This is a genomic window from Jeotgalibacillus aurantiacus (assembly GCF_020595125.1).
In the GTDB taxonomy this organism is placed as follows: domain Bacteria; phylum Bacillota; class Bacilli; order Bacillales; family Jeotgalibacillaceae; genus Jeotgalibacillus; species Jeotgalibacillus aurantiacus.
The window spans coordinates 1-22,531 of sequence record NZ_JACNMS010000009.1 but is presented as its reverse complement, the minus strand read 5'-3'; the positions used below and the strand labels follow the sequence as shown (position 1 = coordinate 22,531).

General features: G+C 47.0%; 21 protein-coding genes and 2 tRNA genes. 2 read left to right on the top strand and 21 right to left on the bottom strand.

Translation table 11 applies throughout. The features are described 5' to 3' along the window. Positions 1 to 64 precede the first annotated feature (64 nt). Positions 65 to 2,491 carry a stage II sporulation protein E gene (gene spoIIE, locus H7968_RS17320; RefSeq protein WP_227397276.1) on the bottom strand — a complete coding sequence of 809 codons (2,427 nt, stop codon included), beginning with the start codon at positions 2,489 to 2,491 and terminating at the stop codon, positions 65 to 67. A 240-nt stretch (positions 2,492 to 2,731) separates the two neighbouring features. On the opposite strand from spoIIE, the gene H7968_RS17315 reads away from it, so the two are divergent. Together H7968_RS17315 and H7968_RS17310 are read left to right on the top strand one after the other, a co-directional pair. Continuing rightward, positions 2,732 to 2,808, top strand: a tRNA-Met gene (locus tag H7968_RS17315). Positions 2,809 to 2,813: 5 nt separating this feature from the next. Next, positions 2,814 to 2,885 (top strand) — tRNA-Glu (locus H7968_RS17310). A gap of 483 nt (positions 2,886 to 3,368) precedes the next feature. On the opposite strand, the gene H7968_RS17305 is transcribed toward H7968_RS17310, so the two are convergent. From H7968_RS17305 to ispE, 20 genes are all read right to left on the bottom strand, one after another. Next, positions 3,369 to 3,596 (bottom strand): hypothetical protein, encoded by a 228-nt coding sequence (locus tag H7968_RS17305; RefSeq protein WP_227397275.1) that lies wholly within the window; start codon positions 3,594 to 3,596, stop codon positions 3,369 to 3,371. A gap of 45 nt (positions 3,597 to 3,641) precedes the next feature. Next, on the bottom strand, positions 3,642 to 4,103 hold the full coding sequence (locus H7968_RS17300; RefSeq protein ID WP_227397274.1) for a DinB family protein: 462 nt from the start codon (positions 4,101 to 4,103) through the stop codon (positions 3,642 to 3,644). Positions 4,104 to 4,277: 174 nt separating this feature from the next. Further along, a complete protein-coding gene (locus tag H7968_RS17295) occupies positions 4,278 to 4,730 on the bottom strand; it encodes a S1 domain-containing RNA-binding protein (RefSeq protein ID WP_227397273.1) in 453 nt (150 codons plus the stop codon). A gap of 177 nt (positions 4,731 to 4,907) precedes the next feature. Next, positions 4,908 to 5,357, bottom strand: a complete 450-nt coding sequence (locus H7968_RS17290) for an FtsB family cell division protein (RefSeq protein WP_227397272.1) — start codon at positions 5,355 to 5,357, stop codon at positions 4,908 to 4,910. Between the two features lie 17 nt (positions 5,358 to 5,374). Beyond that, positions 5,375 to 5,875, bottom strand: coding sequence for a spore cortex biosynthesis protein YabQ (yabQ, locus tag H7968_RS17285; protein ID WP_227397271.1), 501 nt, complete (start codon positions 5,873 to 5,875; stop codon positions 5,375 to 5,377). Beyond that, on the bottom strand, positions 5,872 to 6,168 hold the full coding sequence (gene yabP, locus H7968_RS17280; RefSeq protein WP_227397270.1) for a sporulation protein YabP: 297 nt from the start codon (positions 6,166 to 6,168) through the stop codon (positions 5,872 to 5,874). The genes yabQ and yabP overlap by 4 nt, the downstream gene beginning before the upstream one ends. A 73-nt stretch (positions 6,169 to 6,241) precedes the next feature. Continuing rightward, positions 6,242 to 6,505, bottom strand: a complete 264-nt coding sequence (locus H7968_RS17275; RefSeq protein ID WP_134372515.1) for an RNA-binding S4 domain-containing protein — start codon at positions 6,503 to 6,505, stop codon at positions 6,242 to 6,244. Between the two features lie 17 nt (positions 6,506 to 6,522). Continuing rightward, positions 6,523 to 7,983 (bottom strand): bifunctional methyltransferase/pyrophosphohydrolase YabN, encoded by a 1,461-nt coding sequence (locus H7968_RS17270; RefSeq protein WP_227397269.1) that lies wholly within the window; start codon positions 7,981 to 7,983, stop codon positions 6,523 to 6,525. 12 nt (positions 7,984 to 7,995) lie between these two features. After that, positions 7,996 to 9,555: a putative polysaccharide biosynthesis protein gene (locus H7968_RS17265; protein WP_227397268.1), complete on the bottom strand. Its 1,560-nt coding sequence runs from the start codon at positions 9,553 to 9,555 to the stop codon at positions 7,996 to 7,998. Between the two features lie 434 nt (positions 9,556 to 9,989). After that, a complete protein-coding gene (gene spoVT, locus H7968_RS17260; RefSeq protein ID WP_134372590.1) occupies positions 9,990 to 10,526 on the bottom strand; it encodes a stage V sporulation protein T in 537 nt (178 codons plus the stop codon). A 107-nt stretch (positions 10,527 to 10,633) separates the two neighbouring features. Further along, positions 10,634 to 14,182 (bottom strand): transcription-repair coupling factor, encoded by a 3,549-nt coding sequence (gene mfd, locus H7968_RS17255; protein ID WP_227397267.1) that lies wholly within the window; start codon positions 14,180 to 14,182, stop codon positions 10,634 to 10,636. A gap of 56 nt (positions 14,183 to 14,238) precedes the next feature. Then, entirely contained in the window at positions 14,239 to 14,469 is a 231-nt protein-coding gene (locus H7968_RS17250; RefSeq protein ID WP_227397266.1) for an anti-sigma-F factor Fin family protein, read from the bottom strand. Between the two features lie 61 nt (positions 14,470 to 14,530). Further along, entirely contained in the window at positions 14,531 to 15,094 is a 564-nt protein-coding gene (gene pth / locus H7968_RS17245; RefSeq protein WP_227397265.1) for an aminoacyl-tRNA hydrolase, read from the bottom strand. 91 nt (positions 15,095 to 15,185) lie between these two features. Next, positions 15,186 to 15,863 carry a 50S ribosomal protein L25/general stress protein Ctc gene (locus H7968_RS17240; protein ID WP_227397264.1) on the bottom strand — a complete coding sequence of 226 codons (678 nt, stop codon included), beginning with the start codon at positions 15,861 to 15,863 and terminating at the stop codon, positions 15,186 to 15,188. Between the two features lie 207 nt (positions 15,864 to 16,070). After that, positions 16,071 to 17,030, bottom strand: coding sequence for a ribose-phosphate diphosphokinase (locus H7968_RS17235; protein WP_227397263.1), 960 nt, complete (start codon positions 17,028 to 17,030; stop codon positions 16,071 to 16,073). Between the two features lie 12 nt (positions 17,031 to 17,042). Further along, positions 17,043 to 18,416, bottom strand: coding sequence for a bifunctional UDP-N-acetylglucosamine diphosphorylase/glucosamine-1-phosphate N-acetyltransferase GlmU (gene glmU / locus H7968_RS17230; RefSeq protein ID WP_227397262.1), 1,374 nt, complete (start codon positions 18,414 to 18,416; stop codon positions 17,043 to 17,045). 696 nt (positions 18,417 to 19,112) lie between these two features. Beyond that, positions 19,113 to 19,406: a septation regulator SpoVG gene (gene spoVG / locus H7968_RS17225; protein WP_227397291.1), complete on the bottom strand. Its 294-nt coding sequence runs from the start codon at positions 19,404 to 19,406 to the stop codon at positions 19,113 to 19,115. A gap of 195 nt (positions 19,407 to 19,601) precedes the next feature. Continuing rightward, on the bottom strand, positions 19,602 to 19,976 hold the full coding sequence (locus H7968_RS17220) for a RidA family protein (RefSeq protein ID WP_134372491.1): 375 nt from the start codon (positions 19,974 to 19,976) through the stop codon (positions 19,602 to 19,604). A gap of 19 nt (positions 19,977 to 19,995) precedes the next feature. Beyond that, positions 19,996 to 20,832 (bottom strand): pur operon repressor, encoded by an 837-nt coding sequence (gene purR, locus H7968_RS17215; RefSeq protein ID WP_227397261.1) that lies wholly within the window; start codon positions 20,830 to 20,832, stop codon positions 19,996 to 19,998. Between the two features lie 61 nt (positions 20,833 to 20,893). After that, entirely contained in the window at positions 20,894 to 21,760 is an 867-nt protein-coding gene (gene ispE / locus H7968_RS17210; protein ID WP_227397260.1) for a 4-(cytidine 5'-diphospho)-2-C-methyl-D-erythritol kinase, read from the bottom strand. Positions 21,761 to 22,531: the final 771 nt, after the last annotated feature.

Genomic DNA, 22,531 nt, shown 5'->3' with positions numbered 1-22,531 from the left:
CTTCCCATCCTTTACAGTTACTTATCAGTATACAGGATGTGATCAGACATGTAGAATCATACCTCTATCCGGCGTTTCGCTTGAGCGGAATGGCAGCCCATTTCGGTACCTGATGATCAATCTTAATGGCCGCCACCGTCATATCATCTTCAATCGAGCCGCCTGATGACCGGACTGCCGCCTCCATGATGAGATCCGCTGCCGTCTGCGGATCATCCACCGTCAGTTCTGATATTTGACGGCGCAGCCACCTTTCTGGATTTTCGATCGTCCGTAAACCGTCCATGACGCCATCACTGACCATAAATAATAAATCGCCTGCCTTCAACTGATCCTCCAGTACATCCATTTCCATCTCCCTGAAAAAGCCGAGCGGCAAATTGCCCGCTTCAATCATCTTTATTTGTTTCCCACGCTTAATATAACTCGGAACAGAACCAACCTTTAAAAACTTGGCTTTTGCGTTTTGCAGATCAATCATGACGAGATCCACCGTGGAATAAGCATCATTCGTCCGCTTCACAGTCAAGATTGAATTGACTGATTTAATCGCCAGCTCCTCGTCAATACCTGCCTTCAGCATTTGCTGCAAAAGCCCGATTGTCTCTTCGCTTTCCCTTTTCGCCTTCTCACCATTACCCATCCCGTCACTGATCGCAACGGCATACTTCCCTTCATTTAACGGAACGGCCGTGTAACTGTCTCCTGACACCAGTCCTCCCCTGAAAGCAGCATGCGCGACGCCTACATTGACGTGAAATGCCTTTGCAGAACGGTACGTTGCAACGGTTCCTTCGTACGGTGAAGGCAGATCCGTTTTCTTATAAACGATAATGGTTTCTTTTAAAATAGAAGAAAGCATCGGCGCAATCAGCTTTTCACATTCCCCGTGCTCCTCTTTAAACGGCAGCATAATATCCAGGTCCACCTTCCCGTATTCCAGACAGTGAATCTCCACATGCTCCGCCTGAATGCCATAGCCCTGCAGCTCCTTCTTAATGGATTCCTCCTGTCCATCATGCTTTTGTATTTCACGCTGAAGCTCAGAAGCAAAGTCCTTCATCACATCCGACAGCCCGGACAGCTGTCTGGCCACAAACTGACTGCCCTCTTTCAGCTGTTCTTTCATCTGATCCTGTAAATGTAGATTCATCTGTTCATCCTCAAATTCCTTTTTCACCTGTTCAGATTTTACACAAAGTGACTCCCAGCCTTTATTGTCATTGTCCCTGTAGACGAGATCAGTCATCCATTCATACGTCCGGTCAAACTGGGACGCCCAGCAGAATTCTTTTTTGAAACACTGCTGGCACGTCCGGGCGGTCACTTTACTGATCATATAATCTGCTTCCGTCTGCGGATCCTCAGGCAGCGTCTCTTTGCACGAAAAGCTTTTTGACAGCTCGGCAAACATATCCGAAAACCGTTCCACCTTTTCAGCGGTCGCATCACGGACATTCAGGGCATACCGCTGCTGTTCTTCTATGTATTCATCGGATCCCGGAACGTGCCGGGCGATCGCCGTGATCCACTTTTTAGGCGTGACAAATAGCAATAGAGCCGTAACGGCAGACTCATACAACGACGCCTCAAGACGCAGTGTGTCCCCAATCATTAACCCGGTTAAAAGGGTGGCAAGCATCAGCCCGAGCGACACCCCCATCGCTCTACCTGATTTCAGGAGTCCTCCAAGTAAACCGGCCACAGCCAGCAGCGCCACTTCAGGCATATGGGCAAACGAAGACAAACAGAAGATCAGTCCCGTCACCACACCTGCGGTTGAGCCAACGAGCGCACCAGCAGCCAGTGCTGCAACGACCACTAAATAACGGGTCATCATATGGCTTACGGCAAACTCCCCTACCATCCAGCCGGTTAAACCAACAGCGATCGAGGCGGCGAATACAGCCAGCGCCACAAGCTCCTCATGTGTATAGGCCGCCTTCCTCCCCTTTTTTATAATGGTAAAGCTCTGCATAAAGATGAGTGCAAGCACCCCCGCAGCTAAAGCCTCAAGGGAAATCATCACCCCATCCACCCAGGTGAGCGGACCGCTCGTGAGGAGATAAATGGACTTTGCAACGGCCAACACCCCAGCCGCTGCCCCTGCCAGCACAAAACGCTGACGAAGCCTGTTTTTCAAAACAGCAGCTGTCATCCTGAACAATACGAGTGCGCCCGCCGTATACAAACCCATTTGCGGACTTAATGTAGAAGCACCTAAAATCAGACCAAGAAACACGGCAGCCGTCCGGCTTTTCTGAAAAAGCAGCACCACTGCGAAAAAAGGAAGCGCAAAAGGAGTGAACTGTGACATCACCACGGCCCGTCCAAGCATCAGACTGATGAGAATATGGACGGCTCCTTTCTCATAAAACCAGACAGCTAGTTTGCGGATTGCAAGCTCAGGCTGCCATTTTGCTTGCTTACGGGAACGGGCGAGTGACAGGGCGGTGGTCAGTTCGAAATTTGCTTCATGTACATTGGTCATTAATTTGTCCACTCCTCACATGATCTTTGCGGATTATTATAGAAGGAACATACATGGAGAGTTTGTCATAATGACAGAGGAGAACCTAAAAAGTGTTCGACGGATTCTTTACGTTCATGTGTGTATCAGACGGCACCTGAAACAATCCGACAAAGTTCAAAAAAATCATTGACACTTCTTTAGAGGCTATGTATTATATATCTTGTGCCTCATTTGAACGCACAGCATTTTCTAACATACGGCGGCGTAGCTCAGCTGGCTAGAGCGTACGGTTCATACCCGTGAGGTCGGGGGTTCGATCCCCTCTGCCGCCACCATAAGAGGCCCGTTGGTCAAGTGGTTAAGACACCGCCCTTTCACGGCGGTAACACGGGTTCGAATCCCGTACGGGTCATAATGGAAACACGATTCTCTGTTGAGGATCGTGTTTTTTTGTATCAATCGGACCGCACCCCATGCTTCACTGGCAGCGAAGCATGGGGTGTGGTCCCTTAATATTAACTTATGATTATTTTGTTAAAAGAGGACGGGCTTGGGGCATCCTACGCTTTCCGTGGCCGGGCGGTGAACCCGCTGTGCTTCGCACATCGGTTTCACCTGTCCCTTTCCGCCACAGGAGTCTTCGGATGCCCCAAGCCCTCGGTTGATTATATTTGTTTTTTAAGAGCCAGTCGTTGTTCTTCTGTTTAATTACATAAGGTATGACGCGAAATAGAAAGGTTGGTCAGGCGGGAAAGTATCGCGTCAAATAAAGGGTTTTGAGTTTCAGGATCACTTTGGCGAAGAGAAAAGTGGCTCTGTTTGGACACTCCCCCCTGAAAGCATCTGTTTTTCCGCACCAAAAAAGCACCCGGCTTTGGTGCCGCGCGCTTATGTGTCAGCTGAGCCGTTTTTGATCGGAAGGTGAATCCAGCAGGTGCCTTTTGTCGAGTTCAAGGCGAAGCTTTTCTGTTTCGAGGAGAAAATTCTCATGTTTCAGCTTCTCAAGCTCGAGCTGCTTGTCTATCGATGCGTTTTTCAGCTTCGCAAGGTTTTGAAAGTGATTGGTGATAATGCCTGCAAGCGGAATTGAGAAAATCATAATGATTGTAACCAGACCTGTCAATGTGCCTCACCCTTTCTTTCCCTCATTCTACCATACCGATTTTAATCAACGGCTGCTTTTTTCAGCGAGCTGTTTCATATGATGTTCATCATGCTCTGCGAATCCTGTGATGTATTCCTCTAACGTCATCTCGTATTTTCCAATAGTAAAACGGGTACGCCACTGCTCTTCACTGAAGGTTTTGGCCTTCTTGATTAACGCCTCGCGCTGCGTCACTGCTTCCTCAATGACCTCCTTCTGACTGATTCCGCTATGCGCAGTGTTCCAGGCTTTTTGGTTAAAGCTTTGAAAATCCGGATATCGTGATAGCGCTGCGCCTTCTTTTGCAAAAGGAATTCTTTCTTCTAGGCTGTAACGGTCCCAGGCACCCAGGTGGGATACGATCGCCGCAACAGACCATTTGCCTTCAGCAAGCGGAGAGAAAAATGCGTCCTTGTCCATTACATTCAGCTGATTCAGCCAGTGCAGGTACGTTTCATTGTGCACAAACCATTCTTTTTTGTTCATGAATACGATCCTCCTTATGATTCCTCCTCTTGTATTACGACAGGAAGCAGGAGAATTCCTTTACCTGAAACCTTTTCAAGCTGGACAAAAGAAAAAAGACTGCTAATATCAGCAGTCTTCCATTTATCTCAGATCAATATGTTGAATGCCTGTAAAATCTGTTTTCGGCAGCTATTAACCTTTTTTCGCTCCGCGACCACCGCGTTTTGATTCTGTGTGGCGCTTCAGAGAAGTCAGACGGTCTTCACTATCTTTTAGGAAACGAGCCATTTTTTGCTCGAAAGACTCACCGCGTGGCGGTCCACCTGCATTGCCTCCGCGACCACCGCGATCTCCGCGATCGTTGTTACGGTTAGGACGTGGACGGTATTGCTGCTGGGACTGCTGTGGCTGATCTTTCGCTTTGCGGATGGATAAGCCGATTTTGCCATCGCTTTCCACGTTCAAGACCTTCACTTCTACTTCGTCACCTACTGTTAAGTGATCGTTAATGTCCTTGACGTAATTATCCGCAACCTCACTGATGTGGACAAGCCCTGTTGAACCGCCTGGCAATTCAACGAACGCCCCAAAATTAGTGATCCCTGTCACTTTACCCTTTACTTTGCTGCCTACTTCGATTGACATAAAAAAAATGATCCTCCTTAGAATAGATAAAAAATAGACCTTACTTACCATTATAGCCAACATAAAAAAAGAGTGTCAACATCGTGACACTCGATCGCGCTGTTTTATTTTTTGCTATTCAACAGCGCCGGCGTATTTTTCTATGTTATTCACCGGTGAAGAAAACATGCTATTCCATTATTCAGCGTTCTCTTCATCCGCTTCGGCTGCCTGTTCACCTGCAGGCTGATCCTCCGGAATCGTGAAGATGATCTCTCCGCTGTCAGACAGGAAGTAATCTCTACGCGCGAGCTTCGCTATGTATTCATCATCATTGAGCTTTACAATTTCATTTTTAAGGTTTTCTTCCTGAACCTTGAGTTCGGCTATTTTTTCCTCGAGCTGAGCTTTTTGAGCATTCTTTTCTTCGAGCGCGCTAGCCTGCGAGACCATTGAAGAAATAAGCAATCCGCTTACGATTACCGCAAATACAGCAAAAACGGATAATCGTCGAATCAGTCTCTTTTTGTGCGATTGCCTGTGATGCTCAATCTTTGCCTGTTCAGCAGTATACTGGTTTTCGAGTGATGTGACATTTCTGCGCGGTTTCCCCATAAACAGCTGCTTTCCTCCTTTTTTACGAACCACATTGACTGGACTCTTTGTTATTCCCTATTATATAACAGATTCAGCCACAATTTTATCTTTTTCGCAAAAAATGTACTTTTTTTACGTGAAAATTGGAAAAAAGGTTGAAAGGGCGTGAGTAAAAGGAGGATGACAGCAAGCAAAAATCGACAAATCATCTTTAAAAGGAACCATAACCATCGTACCGGTGCAAAGAGAATCCGCCATGTGAGACGAACCGTTTTCTCGATCAAAACGAGCAGCCGGATCGCCGTTCCCTGAACCGCTTTCCGATAGATCAGAAAGCCAAATATAACCGAAAGAACCATATACAGTCTGAGAGATACACCATTGAGGAAATACATGACAAGAAACACCAAAAGCGCCTGGCAGCACCAGAAGATCACATCCGTGACAAAGTGAACCGGCAAGCGTTTTGACCGGATGATATACCGGTGATACAGCGTCAGGAAAAGCCCGATGACAAAACCGGAACCGGCTAAATAAGCCACTGTGCGAAGCTGCTCTTCGACAATCATCTAAACAGCTTTCCTAGCAGTCCTTTCGAGGGCTCACGGCCGGTCTGATCCAGATACAACAGATCATCAATTTTACCTTTCAGAGATACCTGTCCTTCATCAAGATCCAGGTTAATCATTTGAAGGCCGCTCCCCTTAACCGATAAAAATCCCATGACCGTTTCCAATAAAAACTCTTCGTTATCAAAGCTGTCGAGTTGAAGCACGCCGGAAATCACCAGAACCTCCCGGCCGCTCATACGGACTTCATGCTCTTTCTTCTGCGTTTTACCTTCAGTTGTTGTATATGGCATCGACTGTCACCCCGCTATAGGATTAAAACCATCACTTAGCTCATTGTATGCAGCGGGGCAGCCGGTTATGATTTTATTCTTCGTTGACACGTTCTTCTTTTGTAATGGTATACATCGTCGCCGCTTCTTCTTTTTTCGTTGTTTCAACGAGACGATCCACCGTCAGCGTCACCACACGCTGCCCAAACCGGATCACGAGTTCGTCGCCAGCCTTTACCGTAGCGCTCGCTTTCCCCGGATTTCCGTTAATTGAAATACGGCCCTGATCGGCTACTTCCTTTGCCAGTGTACGCCGTTTAATTAATCTTGATACCTTTAAAAATTTATCTAAACGCATGCGTAATCTCCATCCTTTTATAAACCATGTTTTTTCGCTTCATTCCAGAATTCATCCAGCTCGCCAAGCGTAAACGCCTGAAACGGCTTCCCTGATTCTTTCACCTTATTTTCCACAAAAGAAAACCGGCTGATGAATTTCTGGTTCGCCATTATAAGCGCTTCCTCCGGGAAAATACCGTGGAAACGAGATACATTTACGAGCGCAAATAACACATCGCCAAATTCCTTTAATGCCTCTTCCTTATTACCATTCGCAACTTCTTCCTGAAATTCCTGCCATTCTTCCTCAAATTTATCCCAGGCGTCCGCGTGATCATCCCAGTCAAATCCCGCTTTGGCTGCTTTCTTCTGTATTTCAAACGCTTGAATTAACGCCGGTAGTCCTGTTCCCGCTCCTTCTAAAAGCGAATCAGGCCTCGAACCTTTTTCCTCTGCCTTGATCTCCTGCCAGTTTTTCACGACTTCATCCGCTGTTCCTGCCTCTGTATCAGCAAATACGTGCGGATGGCGGCGGACCATTTTTTCAGCTACAACGGCAATCACATCACGGATAGAAAAGTATCCGTCATCCTCCCCAATCTGCGCATGAAGCATAATCTGAAGGAGTACATCGCCAAGCTCTTCGATCATATGATCAATGTCGCCGCTGTCCACGGCTTCAAGAAACTCATATGTTTCTTCAATCAGATACCGCTTTAGTGATTCATGTGTCTGCTCGCGATCCCATGGACAGCCTTCAGGACTGCGAAGAATCGCAATGATGTCACGGAACTTTTCAAACTCTCCGTACAAAGCTTCTTCCTCTTCAACCGGAGGCACGTACACACTTGTCAGATTGCTGAGCGGCATTCCGTGATCCAGTTCATAAAGAGGTGTTTCAACGATGGACTCCCCTTTTGATCCGGCAGCTGTAATGACTTTAACAAGATGATCATCCGGATAACGCTCCATCAGCGTCAGTTTCACCTCCGAAGCGATAAACGCATCATACACCTGTCCAATGATGACATGCTGCGTGAGCTTTGGCTCGTCACGCTTTAAAGCCGTCCCGTCAAGCAGCTGAAAGCCTTCAACAGGATCAAATCCGGCAGCCGTGAAAAGCGGATCAAGGAAACTTTGTCCACCTTCAATGACGATTGAAATCTCACCGTTTCGATGAAGAGCGAGCAGATTTTGCACCGTCTGTTCAGCTACCAGCGGATGACCGGGCACCGCATAAAGCACCGGACCTGCCTCAGCACGATTTACGAGCTCTTCTGTGATCGCCTCATAGACCGCCTCAAACTGATCATGCGCCTCATACACATAATCGAAGGATTCAAAGGTCAGTCCCTCCTCCTTCAGCTGCGCGAGAACAGGATGATCCTCTGTGCGCACGAGCAGATGAGTGGCTGCTTTCAGCTTTTTATAAATGCCTAGGGGCAGCTGATCCAAGTCACCTGCACCAAGACCAATGACGGTAATTTCATGTGTCATAAACATATCCTCCTATTTCCCTGAACGATAAAACAGCCGGTCCAGTTTACGGCCAAACGGAATCTGGGCTGCTTCTTCTTTTGTAAATAAATCACGTGACCAGCTGACAACAAAAAAGCTCCATGCACCTACTGCCGCTGCTAAAATCGATACCGCCGCTGCAGATAGACGGGAGCCATCCGGCCAGAGCCATAAAAGCCCCTGCACAACAACGGTCATCACAATAAGACCCAACAGCAGTCTCATATAAAACCTTCCTGTCAGTAAAAAGCCGATCTTTGCTCTTAATCTTAATACAGCAGCAACCGTCACCACTAAAATCGCTAATACAGTTGCCGCTGCGGCTCCACCTGTACCAAAAAGCGGCACGAGCCAATCATTAAGAATATATTTTACCGCTACACTGACAGCCGCAAGCCAGGCAATAATATGATAGCTTCCCATTCCCTGTAACACCGCATTTACAGTAAGTGCAATCGAGGCAAACAACACTGCGAGGACATAAAGTGCAAGCACCCTTGACCCCTCATCCGTTTGAAAAAGAAAAGTATTGAGCGGTCTGATAATATTCATTAATCCAATAGAAGCGGCTGCACCAAAAACAATACCCGTTTTTAATGCCAGCGCTGCTTTCTTTTTAACCTCAACGATCCGGTTACGTTCCATATCCGCTGCAATCATCGGCACAACAGCCAGTGACAGGGACGTTGCTGCTACAATCCCGATCTGGATCAGCGGCTGACCGCGATCATAGACCCCTTTTACAGTCTTTGCTTCCTCCGCACTGCCTGTATAGCCTGTGAGCAGCGAATAGACATTCAGCGCATCCATCATCTGATACAAAATCAGCAGCATACTCACCATGCCCATCGCGGTTCCCCGCACAATCAGCGCACGGAAGATGGCGCGATCCCCTTTTTTAAAGGAGAGTGCAAATGACTGACCCTTCAACTGGACACGTCCCAGATACAGCAGCAGTAAAACACCCACTGCCAGCCCGACCGTCGAACCGACCACAGCCCCTTCTCCAATTGTATAGAGCGATGCACCGTGAGCTGTCAGTACAAAGGTGGCCGCTAAAATAATGGTGACACGCACGAGCTGCTCTGTCACCTGCGACACAGCGGACGGGACCATATTATTCTGCGCCTGGAACCAGCCCTTGCCTCCCGCTAGAAACGGCAGCAGCAAAAAAGGCCATGCAGACAGACGGATCAGCGGTTCAAGCATCGGATCTCCCATCCACTCCGCAATCAGCGGTGCACCGAGATACAAAGCCAAAAACCACACCAGACCCGTACCAGCCAAAACAAGCCCCAACAGCTTAAAAATCCGCTCCCGGTCCTCTTCGTGCTCAATTAAAATTCTCGACACCATCACCGGAAAAGCATACGTACATAACGCAATCAACAGGCCATAAAACGGATACACCTGCTGATAAATATAAAAACCGATATCACCGGTCATATTTTGAAACGGTACACGGTAAAGTGCACTCAGTATTTTTGAAATGACGGCTGCAAGCGTCAGCACCGCCGCTCCCTTTACCATTGTCTGAGAAGCATCGGTCATCCGGCCGCCCTCTCTTTCTATTATTGATGTCTTATTATAGCAAAGCGCGGCGGGATTTGTCTTTTGGACGGGGTCTGAGCAGACTGCAGGTGGACAGAAACGGAGACGCGGCTCAGGCGGTTGCGGTCGGTTCGCGGGATTCCATCACTAAGCAGACTTATTCCATCTTTCCGGAATTTTATCCCCTCTTTTGAGAATGTATTTCCTTCGTTTGAAAAAATATTTCCTTCAAAGCGGCTCCGAGGCAAAGGAATCCCCTCATTCACCACCACGATTCATTCTTTCCGGCCTCATGATTCCTTCACTACCAGCCTTTATTCCATCACTCGCCCGAACCCCTTAATTTGCCGCGAAGCAGCCCACCTTCACCTCAGCCATCTAACTCCGCGTCACCCATAAAAAAAGCCCTATCCTCAACCGGATAGGGCTTTTGATCAGCTTTCCATTTGTCTGCCGAGGAAACGGGCGGCGGTTTCGCATACTTTCAGCTCGACTTCTTCAACCGTCTGATCCTTTGACATCACAAAGACGGCACCGATCGGATCACCTGATGCAATGATCGGGGATACGGTGTAAGAAGCGAGCTCCTCTTCCTGGTGTTCGACCAGCTCAACACTTCCCTGTTCATCGTTTAAAACCGTTTTTCGTGCGTCCATCATTTCCTCTACTCTCGGACTGATGCGGCGGTTCAGGAAATCTTTTTTGGATGCACCGGCCACTGCAATAAAGTGATCGCGGTCGCAAATAAGTACCGGCTGCTTTAAGCTGTCATACAGGGATTCAGCGTATTCTTTGGCAAAGGTGCCGAGTTCGCTGATCGGTGAATATTTCTTCAGAACGATTTCCCCGTCGCGATCAACGAAAATCTCCAGCGGGTCACCTTCTCTAATGCGCAGTGTGCGCCTGATTTCTTTTGGAATGACCACACGACCGAGGTCATCGATTCGTCTTACAATTCCCGTAGCTTTCATCATGGCTCTCTCCTTCGTTTACTGGCTGTATGAGAATAGTATCGGGTTAATTCGCCGATTTATACTTTTTTTCTAACGATTCTCAAATAAACCTGTAAAAAAGGGGGTTAAGCTGACTCTTTTAACGTTTCAGGAAGACGGGAAAGGACCTGGTGAACCATCATGAACCAGCTCTCCGGCTTCTGTCCTTTCGTTTTAACGGTGATCTTCAGACGGTTGTTATCAAGCCCAAGACCAACGTGGCGTTTGAACTCATTGGTGATTTCAAATGCTTTTGCCCCGTCAATCCGATTTGTGCCAGCCTGACTGAGCTCAAGCTTGATTTCATCCCTTGTCTGCTGAATGGACTCCAGCCCCACTTCATAACCATATGCTTTAATTTCAGCAATCTGGAAAAGCGTGTGAACTTCATCCGGATAATCTCCGAAGCGGTCAATCATTTCATCCTTCAGCTCCATGACCTCCTGAATCGTTTGCAGACCGCGGAATTTTTTATACATTTCGATTTTCTGATGTCCATCAGGAATGTAGCTTTCCGGAATATAAGCATCCTGCTTCACGTCGAGGTCGATTTCAACCGCTTTCTGCTTTTCTTTTTTCTCCTTGCCTTCGGTTTCAGGAAGCAGATCCTTCCGCTCCTCAATTGCATCTTTAAGCATTTGAGAGTAAAGGTCAAAGCCGACTGAATCAATAAATCCGTGCTGCTGAGCGCCTAAGAGATTACCGGCTCCCCGGATTGTTAAGTCACGCATCGCAATTTTGAATCCGGATCCGAGCTCAGTGAATTCTTTAATCGACTGCAGACGCTGCTCGGCCACCTCTGTGAGCACTTTATCTTTCCGGTAAGTGAAATATGCATAGGCCACGCGGTTTGAACGTCCGACACGACCGCGGAGCTGATACAGCTGGGACAGCCCCATACGGTCTGCATCATGAACAATCAGCGTGTTCACGTTTGGAATATCCACGCCTGTTTCAATGATCGTCGTCGTGACGAGCACATCATATTCGCCCTCTAAAAACTGCAGGATCACAGACTCCAGCTCGTTTTCAGACATTTGACCGTGTGCAATCGCAACCCGTGCATCCGGAACGAGCGAAGCAATTTCATCAGCCTTTTTCGTGATATCCTCAACCCGGTTATAAAGGAAGTACACTTGTCCGTCACGCGCCATTTCACGCTCGATCGCTTCACGGATCAGCGCACCGTTATATTCCATCACATATGTCTGGACCGGGAAACGGTTTTCAGGTGGTGTTTCTATGACAGACAGATCGCGTACGCCAAGCATCGACATGTGTAACGTACGTGGGATTGGCGTTGCTGTTAAAGTCAGTACGTCAATGTTTGTTTTCAACTGCTTAATTTTTTCTTTATGCGTCACACCGAAACGCTGCTCTTCATCAATGATCAGCAGACCGATATCGCGGTATTTGATCGTTTTAGAAAGCAGACGGTGCGTCCCGACAACGATATCAACCGACCCCTGCGCTAACCCCTTGATCGTCTCATCCTGCTGCTTTTTAGAGCGGAAACGGCTTAATAGTCCAACGTTGACAGGGAAATCCTGCATCCGTTCAATCATCGTTTCATAGTGCTGCTGAGCGAGGATCGTCGTTGGCACAAGGATCGCCACCTGCTTGCCATCCATCACTGCTTTGAATGCAGCCCGGATCGCCACTTCAGTTTTTCCGTATCCTACATCACCACATAACAGCCGGTCCATCGGGCGGTCGCGTTCCATGTCTTTTTTGATTTCCTCAATTGAACGCAGCTGATCCTCTGTTTCTGAATAAGGAAAGGCCGCTTCGAAATCCTGCTGTTCTGCTGTATCTGTACTGAAAGCAAACCCTTTTGCCGCTTCACGCTCTGAATAAAGCTTAATCAGGTCATCAGCAATATCTGCGACAGATGATTGAACTTTATTCTTCACGCGCTTCCATTCCGTACCGCCAAGCTTATACAGCTTCGGTTCCTTGCCTTCAGAGCCGACATATTTCTGAACGAGCTCAATCTGGTCAACCGGCACATAGAGTTGGTCATTGCCTTTATAATGAATATTTAAATAGTCTTTATGAAGACCGTTGATTTCAAGGGTTTCAATTCCGAGGTATTTCCCGATTCCGTGATTCACGTGAACAACGTAATCGCCAACCTTCAGCTCTGAATAGCTTTTAATGCGCTCTGCATTCGAAAGTTTTTGACGGCGTTTTACCTTACGTGTTTTCTGACGGAATAACTCCTCTTCCGTCATGACCGCAAGCTTGTTCATCGGGAGCTCAAATCCGGCCTGCAGAGAGCCGCTGACGATTTGAACCGTATTCGGAATAAGCGGGTCACCTTCTTTGACGATGGCCGCATCTATATCATAGTCTGCGAGTACACGCTCGAACTTCTGCAGTCGCTGTCCATCCGGCGCAAGCATGACAACGGTGAACTTTCCTTTTTTCCAGCGTTCAAGCTCGGCTTTCAGCAAATGCATCTGACCGTGAAAGCTCTGCATCGGCTTGCATGAAAAAGAATGGACTTTTTTCGGGTTGATATGGGCAATTTTTCTCGTAAAAAGAGAAAAATACGCCTTCTGCTGCGGGCTTTTAGCGATTAAGTCCGTCAGCTTGTGTGAGACATGAATATCATGCAACAGCTTGCCTTCCTCAATCAGAGAAACAGCCCACTCCATCTCTTCGTTTTCAAGCGTGTCATCCATTTCATAAATCCGGCTGATTTCATCAAAAAAGACCAATGCATCCTCAGGCAGATAATCTAGCAGACTGGCAGCTTTTGAATAAGCAAGAGACTGATATTTAAACAGCTGATCGGGTTTTTGCCCATTCTCCAGTAGTCCGATTTCATATTCAGTCTGCTCTGCCATCGCTTCTTTGACAGCTGCACGTTTTATTTTTTTGAGACTCTTCGGCAGCCGTGCTTTTAGTTCTTCTGCAATGCGTGACAGCTGTTCTCCTTCCATAATCAGCTCACTGGCAGGGCCGATTGAAACGTGCTCAAGTGAGTCAATCGAACGCTGATCCTCTGCTGAAAAGGTTCGGATTGAGTCTACTTCAGTGTCAAATAGTTCAATCCGGACAGGGTCTGACGTAAGAGGATAAATATCCATGATTCCCCCACGCATACTGAATTCACCTGGACTGCTGACCATGTCCGTGCGATGATATCCCATTTTAAGAAGCGCAGACAATGTATCTTCGAGCCCAATATCTTTTCCAACAGAGAGCTCAAACTGATGGATTTGCCATTGCTCTTTAGGCGGCACTACCTTTCGCAGCCCCGCCATTGGTACGATATAAAATCCCCGTCCGTTTAACGCGAGATGATTCATCGCTTCCAGACGCTGTGCCAACAGCTCAGGGCTCGCAATACTCATCTCCGCGGCAATCAATTCATTGGCCGGGTATAAAAAGAGTTCCTCCTCACTGACTAATTGAGCGAGGTCATCATATAACTTCTGTGCACTCAGCAGGTTCGGCGTGACAACCATCAGCGGACGCTGGTGCTGCTGATAAACCGCTGCCATAAAAGTGCTTCGTGCAGAACCTGAAAGCCCTGATAACAGCTGCTCTTGACGCCCGGCTGCTAGATCATCGATGACCGCTTTAATCTGAGTATCATTTATCAAACCATTTACTAGCGTTTTCAACTCGTTCTCCTCCCGAATCTAAACAGAAAAATGCCTTGGATCGTAATCCAAAGCGTTTACTGTATAAATTGATCCAGCTCATGGAAGTCAGGATTGCGCTCTAGCGACTCCTGACAGTCCTCGCAGATCGTCTGTATGTTCACGTGACCTTCATTTGTATACGAAATCATGCTCTTACGCTCTTCGGCTGATAAGGAATGAATCCCGAGCCGCTTGGCATCCACTAATTGCGTATCGATTGCGCCAACCTCGTTTCCGCAGTGGCGACAGTGATAATAGACAGCCATCTTCATCCTCCTTCACCTTGCTTGTATTGTAGTATAGGCGGGAAGAGGACCGAATATTCAATCAGGAGCCATTAAATTCATTCATCACTTCTAAAAACGGCTTTTCAAGCCAGCGCTCACACGCATCCGCGCTTTTTTCAACCGTTTCTTTCATGATACCCCATTCTTCATCAGAAAAACGGCTTAATACGTAATCCGGCACTTTCATCCCACGCGGCGGACGGCTGATTCCAATCCTGATCCGGTTAAATTCCTGGGTGCCAAGATGAGCAATCGTACTTTTAATGCCGTTATGGCCACCTGCGCTCCCTTTTTGACGAAGCCGCAGTGCACCTGTCGGCAGATCCAGATCATCATAAATGACCACAACATCCTCCGGCTCAATCTGAAAATAATCCATCAGCGGGCGAATACTCTCTCCGGATAAATTCATATAAGTGAGCGGCTTCAGCAGAATCACCTTTTGTCCATTGATGACCGTCTTGCTAAACACACCTTTAAACTTTGTCTGTAAAAGCGGTGCATTCCACCTGTCCGCTAATGCGTCGATCACTTCAAAACCAATATTATGTTTCGTTTTATCGTAAGGCTTTCCCGGATTTCCGAGTCCGACGATTAATTTCATTATATAACACCTCTGTTTTCACATTCCTTTCTCTATATTAAACGAAAAAGGCGCAACCTCCAAAAGAAAGGTCGCGCCATTATTATAAAGCTTATGCTTTTTCAGTTTCTTCTTCTGTGTTTTCATCTGATTCAGCTGCAGGCTCTTCTGATCCTTCCTCATCCTCTGATCCTGTTTCGCCGGCACCTGCTTCAGCTTCCATTTCCTCAATTTCTTCTTCCGTACGAGGAGCCAGAACAGATACAATTGTCTCGTCATCTTCGTGGTTAATCGTAACTGAATACTTGCTTCGAAGATCTTCTACTGTGTAAGAATCTCCAATGTTCAATTCCGTTACGTCAACCTCAAATGATTCAGGAATATCGTTTGGTTTTGCTGAGATTGAAAGCTCATGCAGAATCGTCTGCACAACGCCGCCTTCTTTCGCGCCTTCTGCTTCACCAACAAGATGAACCGTTACATCCACATCGATTTCCGCAGCCATATTAACAGCCAGGAAGTCAGCGTGAATAATTTCATCCTTCAGGAAGTCGCTCTGATAATCACTTAATACGACCTTCTGCTTTTTGCCTTCAATATCAAGTTCGATGATTCCGTTACGACCTACCTCGCGGATTGTCTTTACGAGATCAATTTCACTTACTGAAATCGGTGTATTATCAACTTTATAGCCGTAGACAACTGCGGGCAGCTTACCCTCGTTGCGAAGAGCTGTTAAATCGGAGTTTTTAAATCCTTCACGTTTCGTTGCTTTTAATACTGCACTCATGTCTAATCACCTTCCAAAAGTTATATTCGATGGATTTTTCCATACAACTGTTTTACCCCTGGCTGTCCGGATTAAACGTTTTTCATGAGATTTTTTATTTGGAAAATGAAAATAAGACTCATTTACCAATAGGTTTTTCATGACAAAATTCCTTTTTAAAAGTGTGAAAAAGCCCGGTACCATTATCAGGCACCGGGCATCATATGATTAATCAAACAGCATGCTGACAGACTGTTCTTCGTACACACGGATAATCGCTTCTGCAAGAAGGCTTGCTACAGAAAGCTCGACAATTTTTCCGCCTTTTTTTTCTGGTGTTAATGCAATTGAGTTTGTCACGACAAGCTCTTTAATCGCAGATTCATTAATGCGCTCCATCGCCGGTCCTGACAGTACAGGGTGCGTACAGCTAGCGTACACTTCCTTCGCACCGCTTTCGATCAGGGCATTAGCTGCAAGCGTAATTGTTCCGGCTGTATCGATAATATCGTCAATCAGAATCGCGATTTTACCTTCAACGTTACCGACAATGTTCATCACTTCAGCCACGTTCGGCTTTGGACGGCGCTTATCAATAATCGCAATCGGTGCCTTTAAGCGTTCTGCAAGCTTTCTCGTACGCGTTACGCCACCGTGGTCCGGAGATACAATGACGATTTCTTCCGGGTTGAAGTTCTTCTCAAGGAAGTATTCAGCAATAATCGGTACACCACGCAGGTGGTCAATCAGGATATCAAAGAATCCCTGAATTTGCGGTGCATGAAGATCAAGCGTAATGACGCGTGTTGCACCCGCTGTTTCAAGAAGATTCGCAATCAGCTTTGCTGTAATTGGTTCACGGGCACGCGCTTTTCGGTCCTGACGTGCATATCCGTAATAAGGCATCACAATGTTAATTGTTTTTGCAGATGCACGCTTCAGTGCATCAACCATGATCAGAAGCTCCATTAAGTTTTCATTCACCGGACTTGAAGTTGACTGGACAACGAATACATCACAACCACGGATACTTTCTTCGATGTTGATTTGAATCTCACCGTCACTGAATCGTGTAACTGAACATTTCCCAAGCTTCAGTCCTACCGCTTCAGCAATATCCTTTGCTAGTTCGTGATTTGAGTTCAGGGAAAAGATTTTTAATTTCGAATTGGCATATTCTGTAGACATGGTAGCCTCCAATTAATTTTTAGTGTGAATCTTGCGTGCGTAGCCTTCTTTATTTTCCTGACGTGCCCGGGCAATGGATAACGCCTCTCCCGGCACATCCTTATTAATCGTAGAACCGGCAGCAACATAAGCGCCTTTTCCAATCGTGACAGGTGCAATCAGGTTTGAATTACAGCCGATAAAAGCATCATCTTCAATCTTTGTCAGATGCTTGTTTTTACCGTCGTAGTTAACCGTGATAGAACCACAGCCGAGATTCACGCCGGCACCCACTTCAGCATCGCCGATATAGCTGAGGTGAGACGCCTTGCTTCCTTTGCCAAACTGCGTCTTTTTAATTTCAACGAAGTTTCCAATCTTCACTTCATCTGAAATCGCAGACTGCGGACGGATGTGAGCAAACGGCCCAATCGCAACATGGGATCCGACTTCACTGTCATGTACAACCGACTGCTTGATCACGGTCTGATCTGCAATCGTGCTGTTTTTAATTTCAGTGTTTGGACCGATTATGCAATCCTCGCCAATGACGGTTGCTCCCTCGATCACCGTTCCGGGATAAACAATCGTATCGCGGCCGATGACAGCTTCACTCCCGATATAAGTGGAAGCAGGATCGATAAATGTGACCCCGTTTCTCATATGCTTTTCATTGATTCTTGCCTGCATGAGCTTTTCAGCACGCGCTAAAGCAACGCGATCATTTACACCGAGGGTTTCATCTGAAGAAGCAGTCTGGTAAGCCGCCACTGTCTCTCCTTCAGTCTGAAGAATTTCGATCACATCAGGCAGATAATATTCTCCCTGAACGTTATCATTCCCGACCTTTTCAAGCGCTTCAAATAACGCACGATTGTCAAAACAGTATGTACCTGTATTAACCTCCTGAACCGCACGTTCTTCTTCACTTGCATCTTTATGTTCAACAATTCGTTTTACAAGACCGGTTTCATCGCGGATGATCCGGCCATAACCCGTTGGATCTTCTTCATGCGCTGTCAGGATCGTTGCCTTTGCCTGTTGTTCCTCATGATGCTGAATGAGTGATGACATGGTTTCAGCTGTAATCAGCGGTGTATCACCACAAACAACAAGCGTAATACCATCCTTGTCGTGAAGACGATCCTTTGCCTGCATCACAGCATGCGCAGTCCCTAGCTGCTCTTTTTGAAGAACAAACTCTGAACGACCTTCAAGCTTTGACTGAACAAGTTCAGCACCATGACCAACAACCGTAACCACTTCACTCATTTCTGCAGCTTTCACCTGGTCCAGCACATGCTCAACCATCGGCTTTCCGCAAACTGGATGAAGTACTTTATATAATTTAGATTTCATGCGCGTCCCCTGACCCGCAGCTAAAATAACCGCATATCGATTCGACATTCCCGGTCCTCCAGTCAACATTTTTCACTCTCGAATATATTACAAAAACACTTGCATTTCAAGGAAACTCCCGATTTCAGAGTAATCTGTCATTCTATTGTAACAAAGAAAGGTGTAGGCGCCTTGCTCAGCCCCGACAAGCATAAGGCGAAAATGAAAAGAGGGTTGCCCTTTACCCTCGTTCATTTTTGACTTATGACCTCGAGGGGCTAGGCGCCGGAACCGGATCAAGAAAGGTGGAGGCAGGCGTTTAGGGACGTACAAACTGGACTGGCCCCGACGAAGATAAAGGAAACACAGCGAACGAAGTGAGCTGATGTTGACTTATCGAACGAGAGGACGGGAAGTTTGCTAGTCCCTGCCCGGTGGAGCTGGACAAAGAAAGGTGGAAGTTCGCGTTTAGCGGCGTATGCGGTGGACTGAAGCGATTAAGATAAAGGAAACACGGCATTTAGCAACTTATCCGGGTTATTTAACTACTCTTTCGGGTTATTCGACCACTCTTTGCACTTATTTGACCACTTTCGACCATTATTTAACTACTCTCAGCCCTTATTCAACCACTCTCACAAAAAATCCCGGCGCAGACCGGGGGCTCTTCATGCCTTTAACCAACTGAGACCCGCCCTTATGTGCACACAAATAAACCCGGCTGAAAATGCGGCAGCCAGGTTCGGTGGGTGCAGGATATGTATATTACGCACCTGCTTCTTCATATTGTTGTGATTCAGGCGCTTCGTCTGCACGATGGTATTCAGCCAGCACCGATCCTTGGATCATTTCCCGCATTTCTGAATTGATTGGATGCGCGATATCGCGGAACTCCCCGTCAGGTGTCCGCTTACTTGGCATCGCAACAAATAATCCGTTATTGCCGTCAATGACGCGAATATCGTGAACAACAAAGACTCCGTTCAATGTGATGGAAGCGATTGCACGCATTCTGCCATCTGTGCTCACGCGCCGTAATCTCACATCTGTTACTTCCATTTCCTTCACCACCTTCCCCATTTCAATTTTCCCACCTTATACTTTCTTCATTGAGGACCTGAATTCCTACACAAAAGTGAAAATAGTCATAAAAAATTTCAGATTTTTTTCCAAAAAAGAAAAGCTTTTTCTTTTCAAAGGAATAACGATGTCACAACACGGTCATCCTTCTAAAGAAAAAGCTTTTCTCATCATTTATTTTACGAGTGCAATAACTTCAATTTCTACGCCAGCACCTTTTGGAAGCTTTGATACTTCTACACATGAACGTGCCGGGCGGTGATCCCCGAAATAGTCACCGTAAATCGCGTTAACCGCTTCAAAATCATTTAGATCATCAAGGAAAACCATGACTTTCACGACCGTATCAAGTGACGCGCCGGCTTCCTTCAGGACAGCCTGAAGGTTTTTAAATACCTGATGCGTCTGCTCTTCAATACTGCCTTCTACTAAAACGCCCTCTGGTGTTAGCGGAATCTGACCTGAACTGTAAAACATATTATTGACGATGACTCCCTGTGAGTAAGGTCCAATCGCCTGTGGTGCTTCATTTGTTTGTATCGTTCTCAAAAAGATCTCCTCCTTAAGGCTACTTTAAAAATGACTGAACACGGTCAAAATAATTGCCCGGCTCGATTTTGATGGACTTGCCCTTTTCATCCACTTCCGTCAAACGGAGTAACGAAATATAATCGTCCACCAGTTTTTCTTCATTGTGCTCTGATTCAACAAAAATTCCGATTCCGGCAACGGTTGCAGAAAATTCCTCCAGCAGGTTCTTCATGCCCGCTGCCGTTCCACCGGCTTTCATAAAGTCGTCGACAATGAGAACGCGCGCACCCTGTTTCACACTGCGTTTAGATAAAACCATCGTCTGAATTCGTTTAGATGAACCGGACACATAGTTAATGCTGACCGTCGAGCCTTCAGTTACTTTGCTGTCACGTCTGGCTACAACAACAGGTACACCAAGATATCGGGCTACTGCGTGCGCAATGCCGATTCCTTTGGTCGCAACCGTCATGACCAGATCAATTTTCTCATTGGCAAATGCACCGGCAAACAGCTTGCCGACATGATTCATTAAGTGAATATCACCGAGAATATCTGTCATAAACAAGTATCCCCCAGGCAGCAGACGGTCAGAGGCAGAGACGTTGGATGCAAGAATGCTGATGGCCTTTTCAGCCTGATCGCGGCGAATACCCGGAACAAAACGGACTCCTCCCGCTGCACCAGGAACAGTCTGTAATGAACCAATCCCTCTTGCTTCAAACGTTTCCTTAACAATAACCAAATCTTCACTGATAGATGACTTCGCAGATGAATAGCGATCTGCAAAAAAAGTCAGAGATACGAGCTCACGTGGATGTTCCGTTAAATAATGTGTCATATCGATCAAGCGTTCACTGCGTTTTACCTTCATGCCGGTGCGTAGCCTCCTAAACCCGAATAATGTATTGTAACTATATCATTATTATCCGTCTTTAAGCAAGGGGATCTCGCGCACCTAAAATGCGGACCGCGAACACCTGGTCACAAAAGCCGCGCAGCCCATTCACCACACGATGCACTTTGGATTCGTACTGAACGAGCCCAAAGACAGTCGGACCGCTCCCGCTCATTAACACCGCATCTGCACCAAAACGATGCATTTGTTCTTTAATCTGTTTAACCTCCGGATACAAATTCAAGGTAACAGATTCCAAAGCATTACCGAGGTTTTGGCAGATGCCATCATAATCCTGATCATGAATCGCCTGAACCATCGCCTGCGTATCCGGATGATCTGCCTTATCAAGCTTTAAATTTTGATAAATATCCGCTGTCGAAACCCCGATAGACGGCTTGGCTAATACAACCCAGCATTTCGGAGGTGCCGGAAGCTCCTGAATCTTCTCTCCACGCCCCGTTGCAAGCGCTGTTCCCCCGTAAATGCAGAACGCAACGTCAGAGCCGATTTCCGTTCCAACCTCAGCAAGCTCATCAGCCGACAGTCCAAGATCCCACAGCGTATTCAATCCTTTCAGCGTAGCAGCCGCATCACTGCTGCCACCTGCAAGACCAGCCGCAACCGGGATCTGTTTATGGATCGTAATTTCCACACCCTTATTCACCTGATACTTTTTCTGCAACTTCTCAGCAGCCTTATACGCCAAATTCCTCTGATCGCTCGGCACGAAACGGTCATGCGAAACGATCTGAATCCTCTTTCCCTTGACTTCATGCAACTCAATCCGATCAGCCAGATCCACAGTGGTCATCACCATCTCCACCTCATGAAACCCATCCGGCCTCTTATGCAGCACATCAAGCGATAAATTAATCTTCGCCGGTGCTTTCACCATCATCATAAATAACCCACACCTCAATCTTCCCTCAAGTCATTGAAATTATTGTAGCATAAAAGAAGAAAAGTGGAAGCGCCTCGTTCAGCCCCGACAAGCATAAGGCGAAGATGAAAAGAGGGTTGCCCTTCACCCTCGTTCATCTTTGACTTATGACCTCGAGGGGCTAGGCGCTGGAACTGGACATCAAGAAAAGTGGAAGCAGGCGTTTAGGGACGTACAAACTGGACCGGACTCGACGAAGATAAAGGAAACACAGCGAACGGAGTGAGCTGATGTTGACTTATCGAACGAGAGGACGGGAAGTTTGCTAGTCCCTGCCTGCTGGAACTGGATCAAGAAAAGTGGAAGCGAACGTTTAGAGGCGTATGCGGTGGACTGAAGCGATTAAGATAAAGGAAACACGGAGAGCGGAGCAATCCGATGTTGACTTATCGAAATGAGCTGAGGGAAGCGCACTAGCCTCTGTGAGCTGGAACTAGACATCAAGAAAAGTGGAAGCGCCTCGTTCAGCCCCGACAAGCATAAGGCGAAGATGAAAAGAGGGTTGCCCTTCACCCTCGTTCATCTTTGACTTATGACCTCGAGGGGCTAGGCGCTGGAACTGGACATCAAGAAAAGTGGAAGCAGGCGTTTAGGGACGTACAAACTGGACCGGACTCGACGAAGATAAAGGAAACACAGCGAACGGAGTGAGCTGATGTTGACTTATCGAACGAGAGGACGGGAAGTTTGCTAGTCCCTGCCTGCTGGAACTGGATCAAGAAAAGTGGAAGC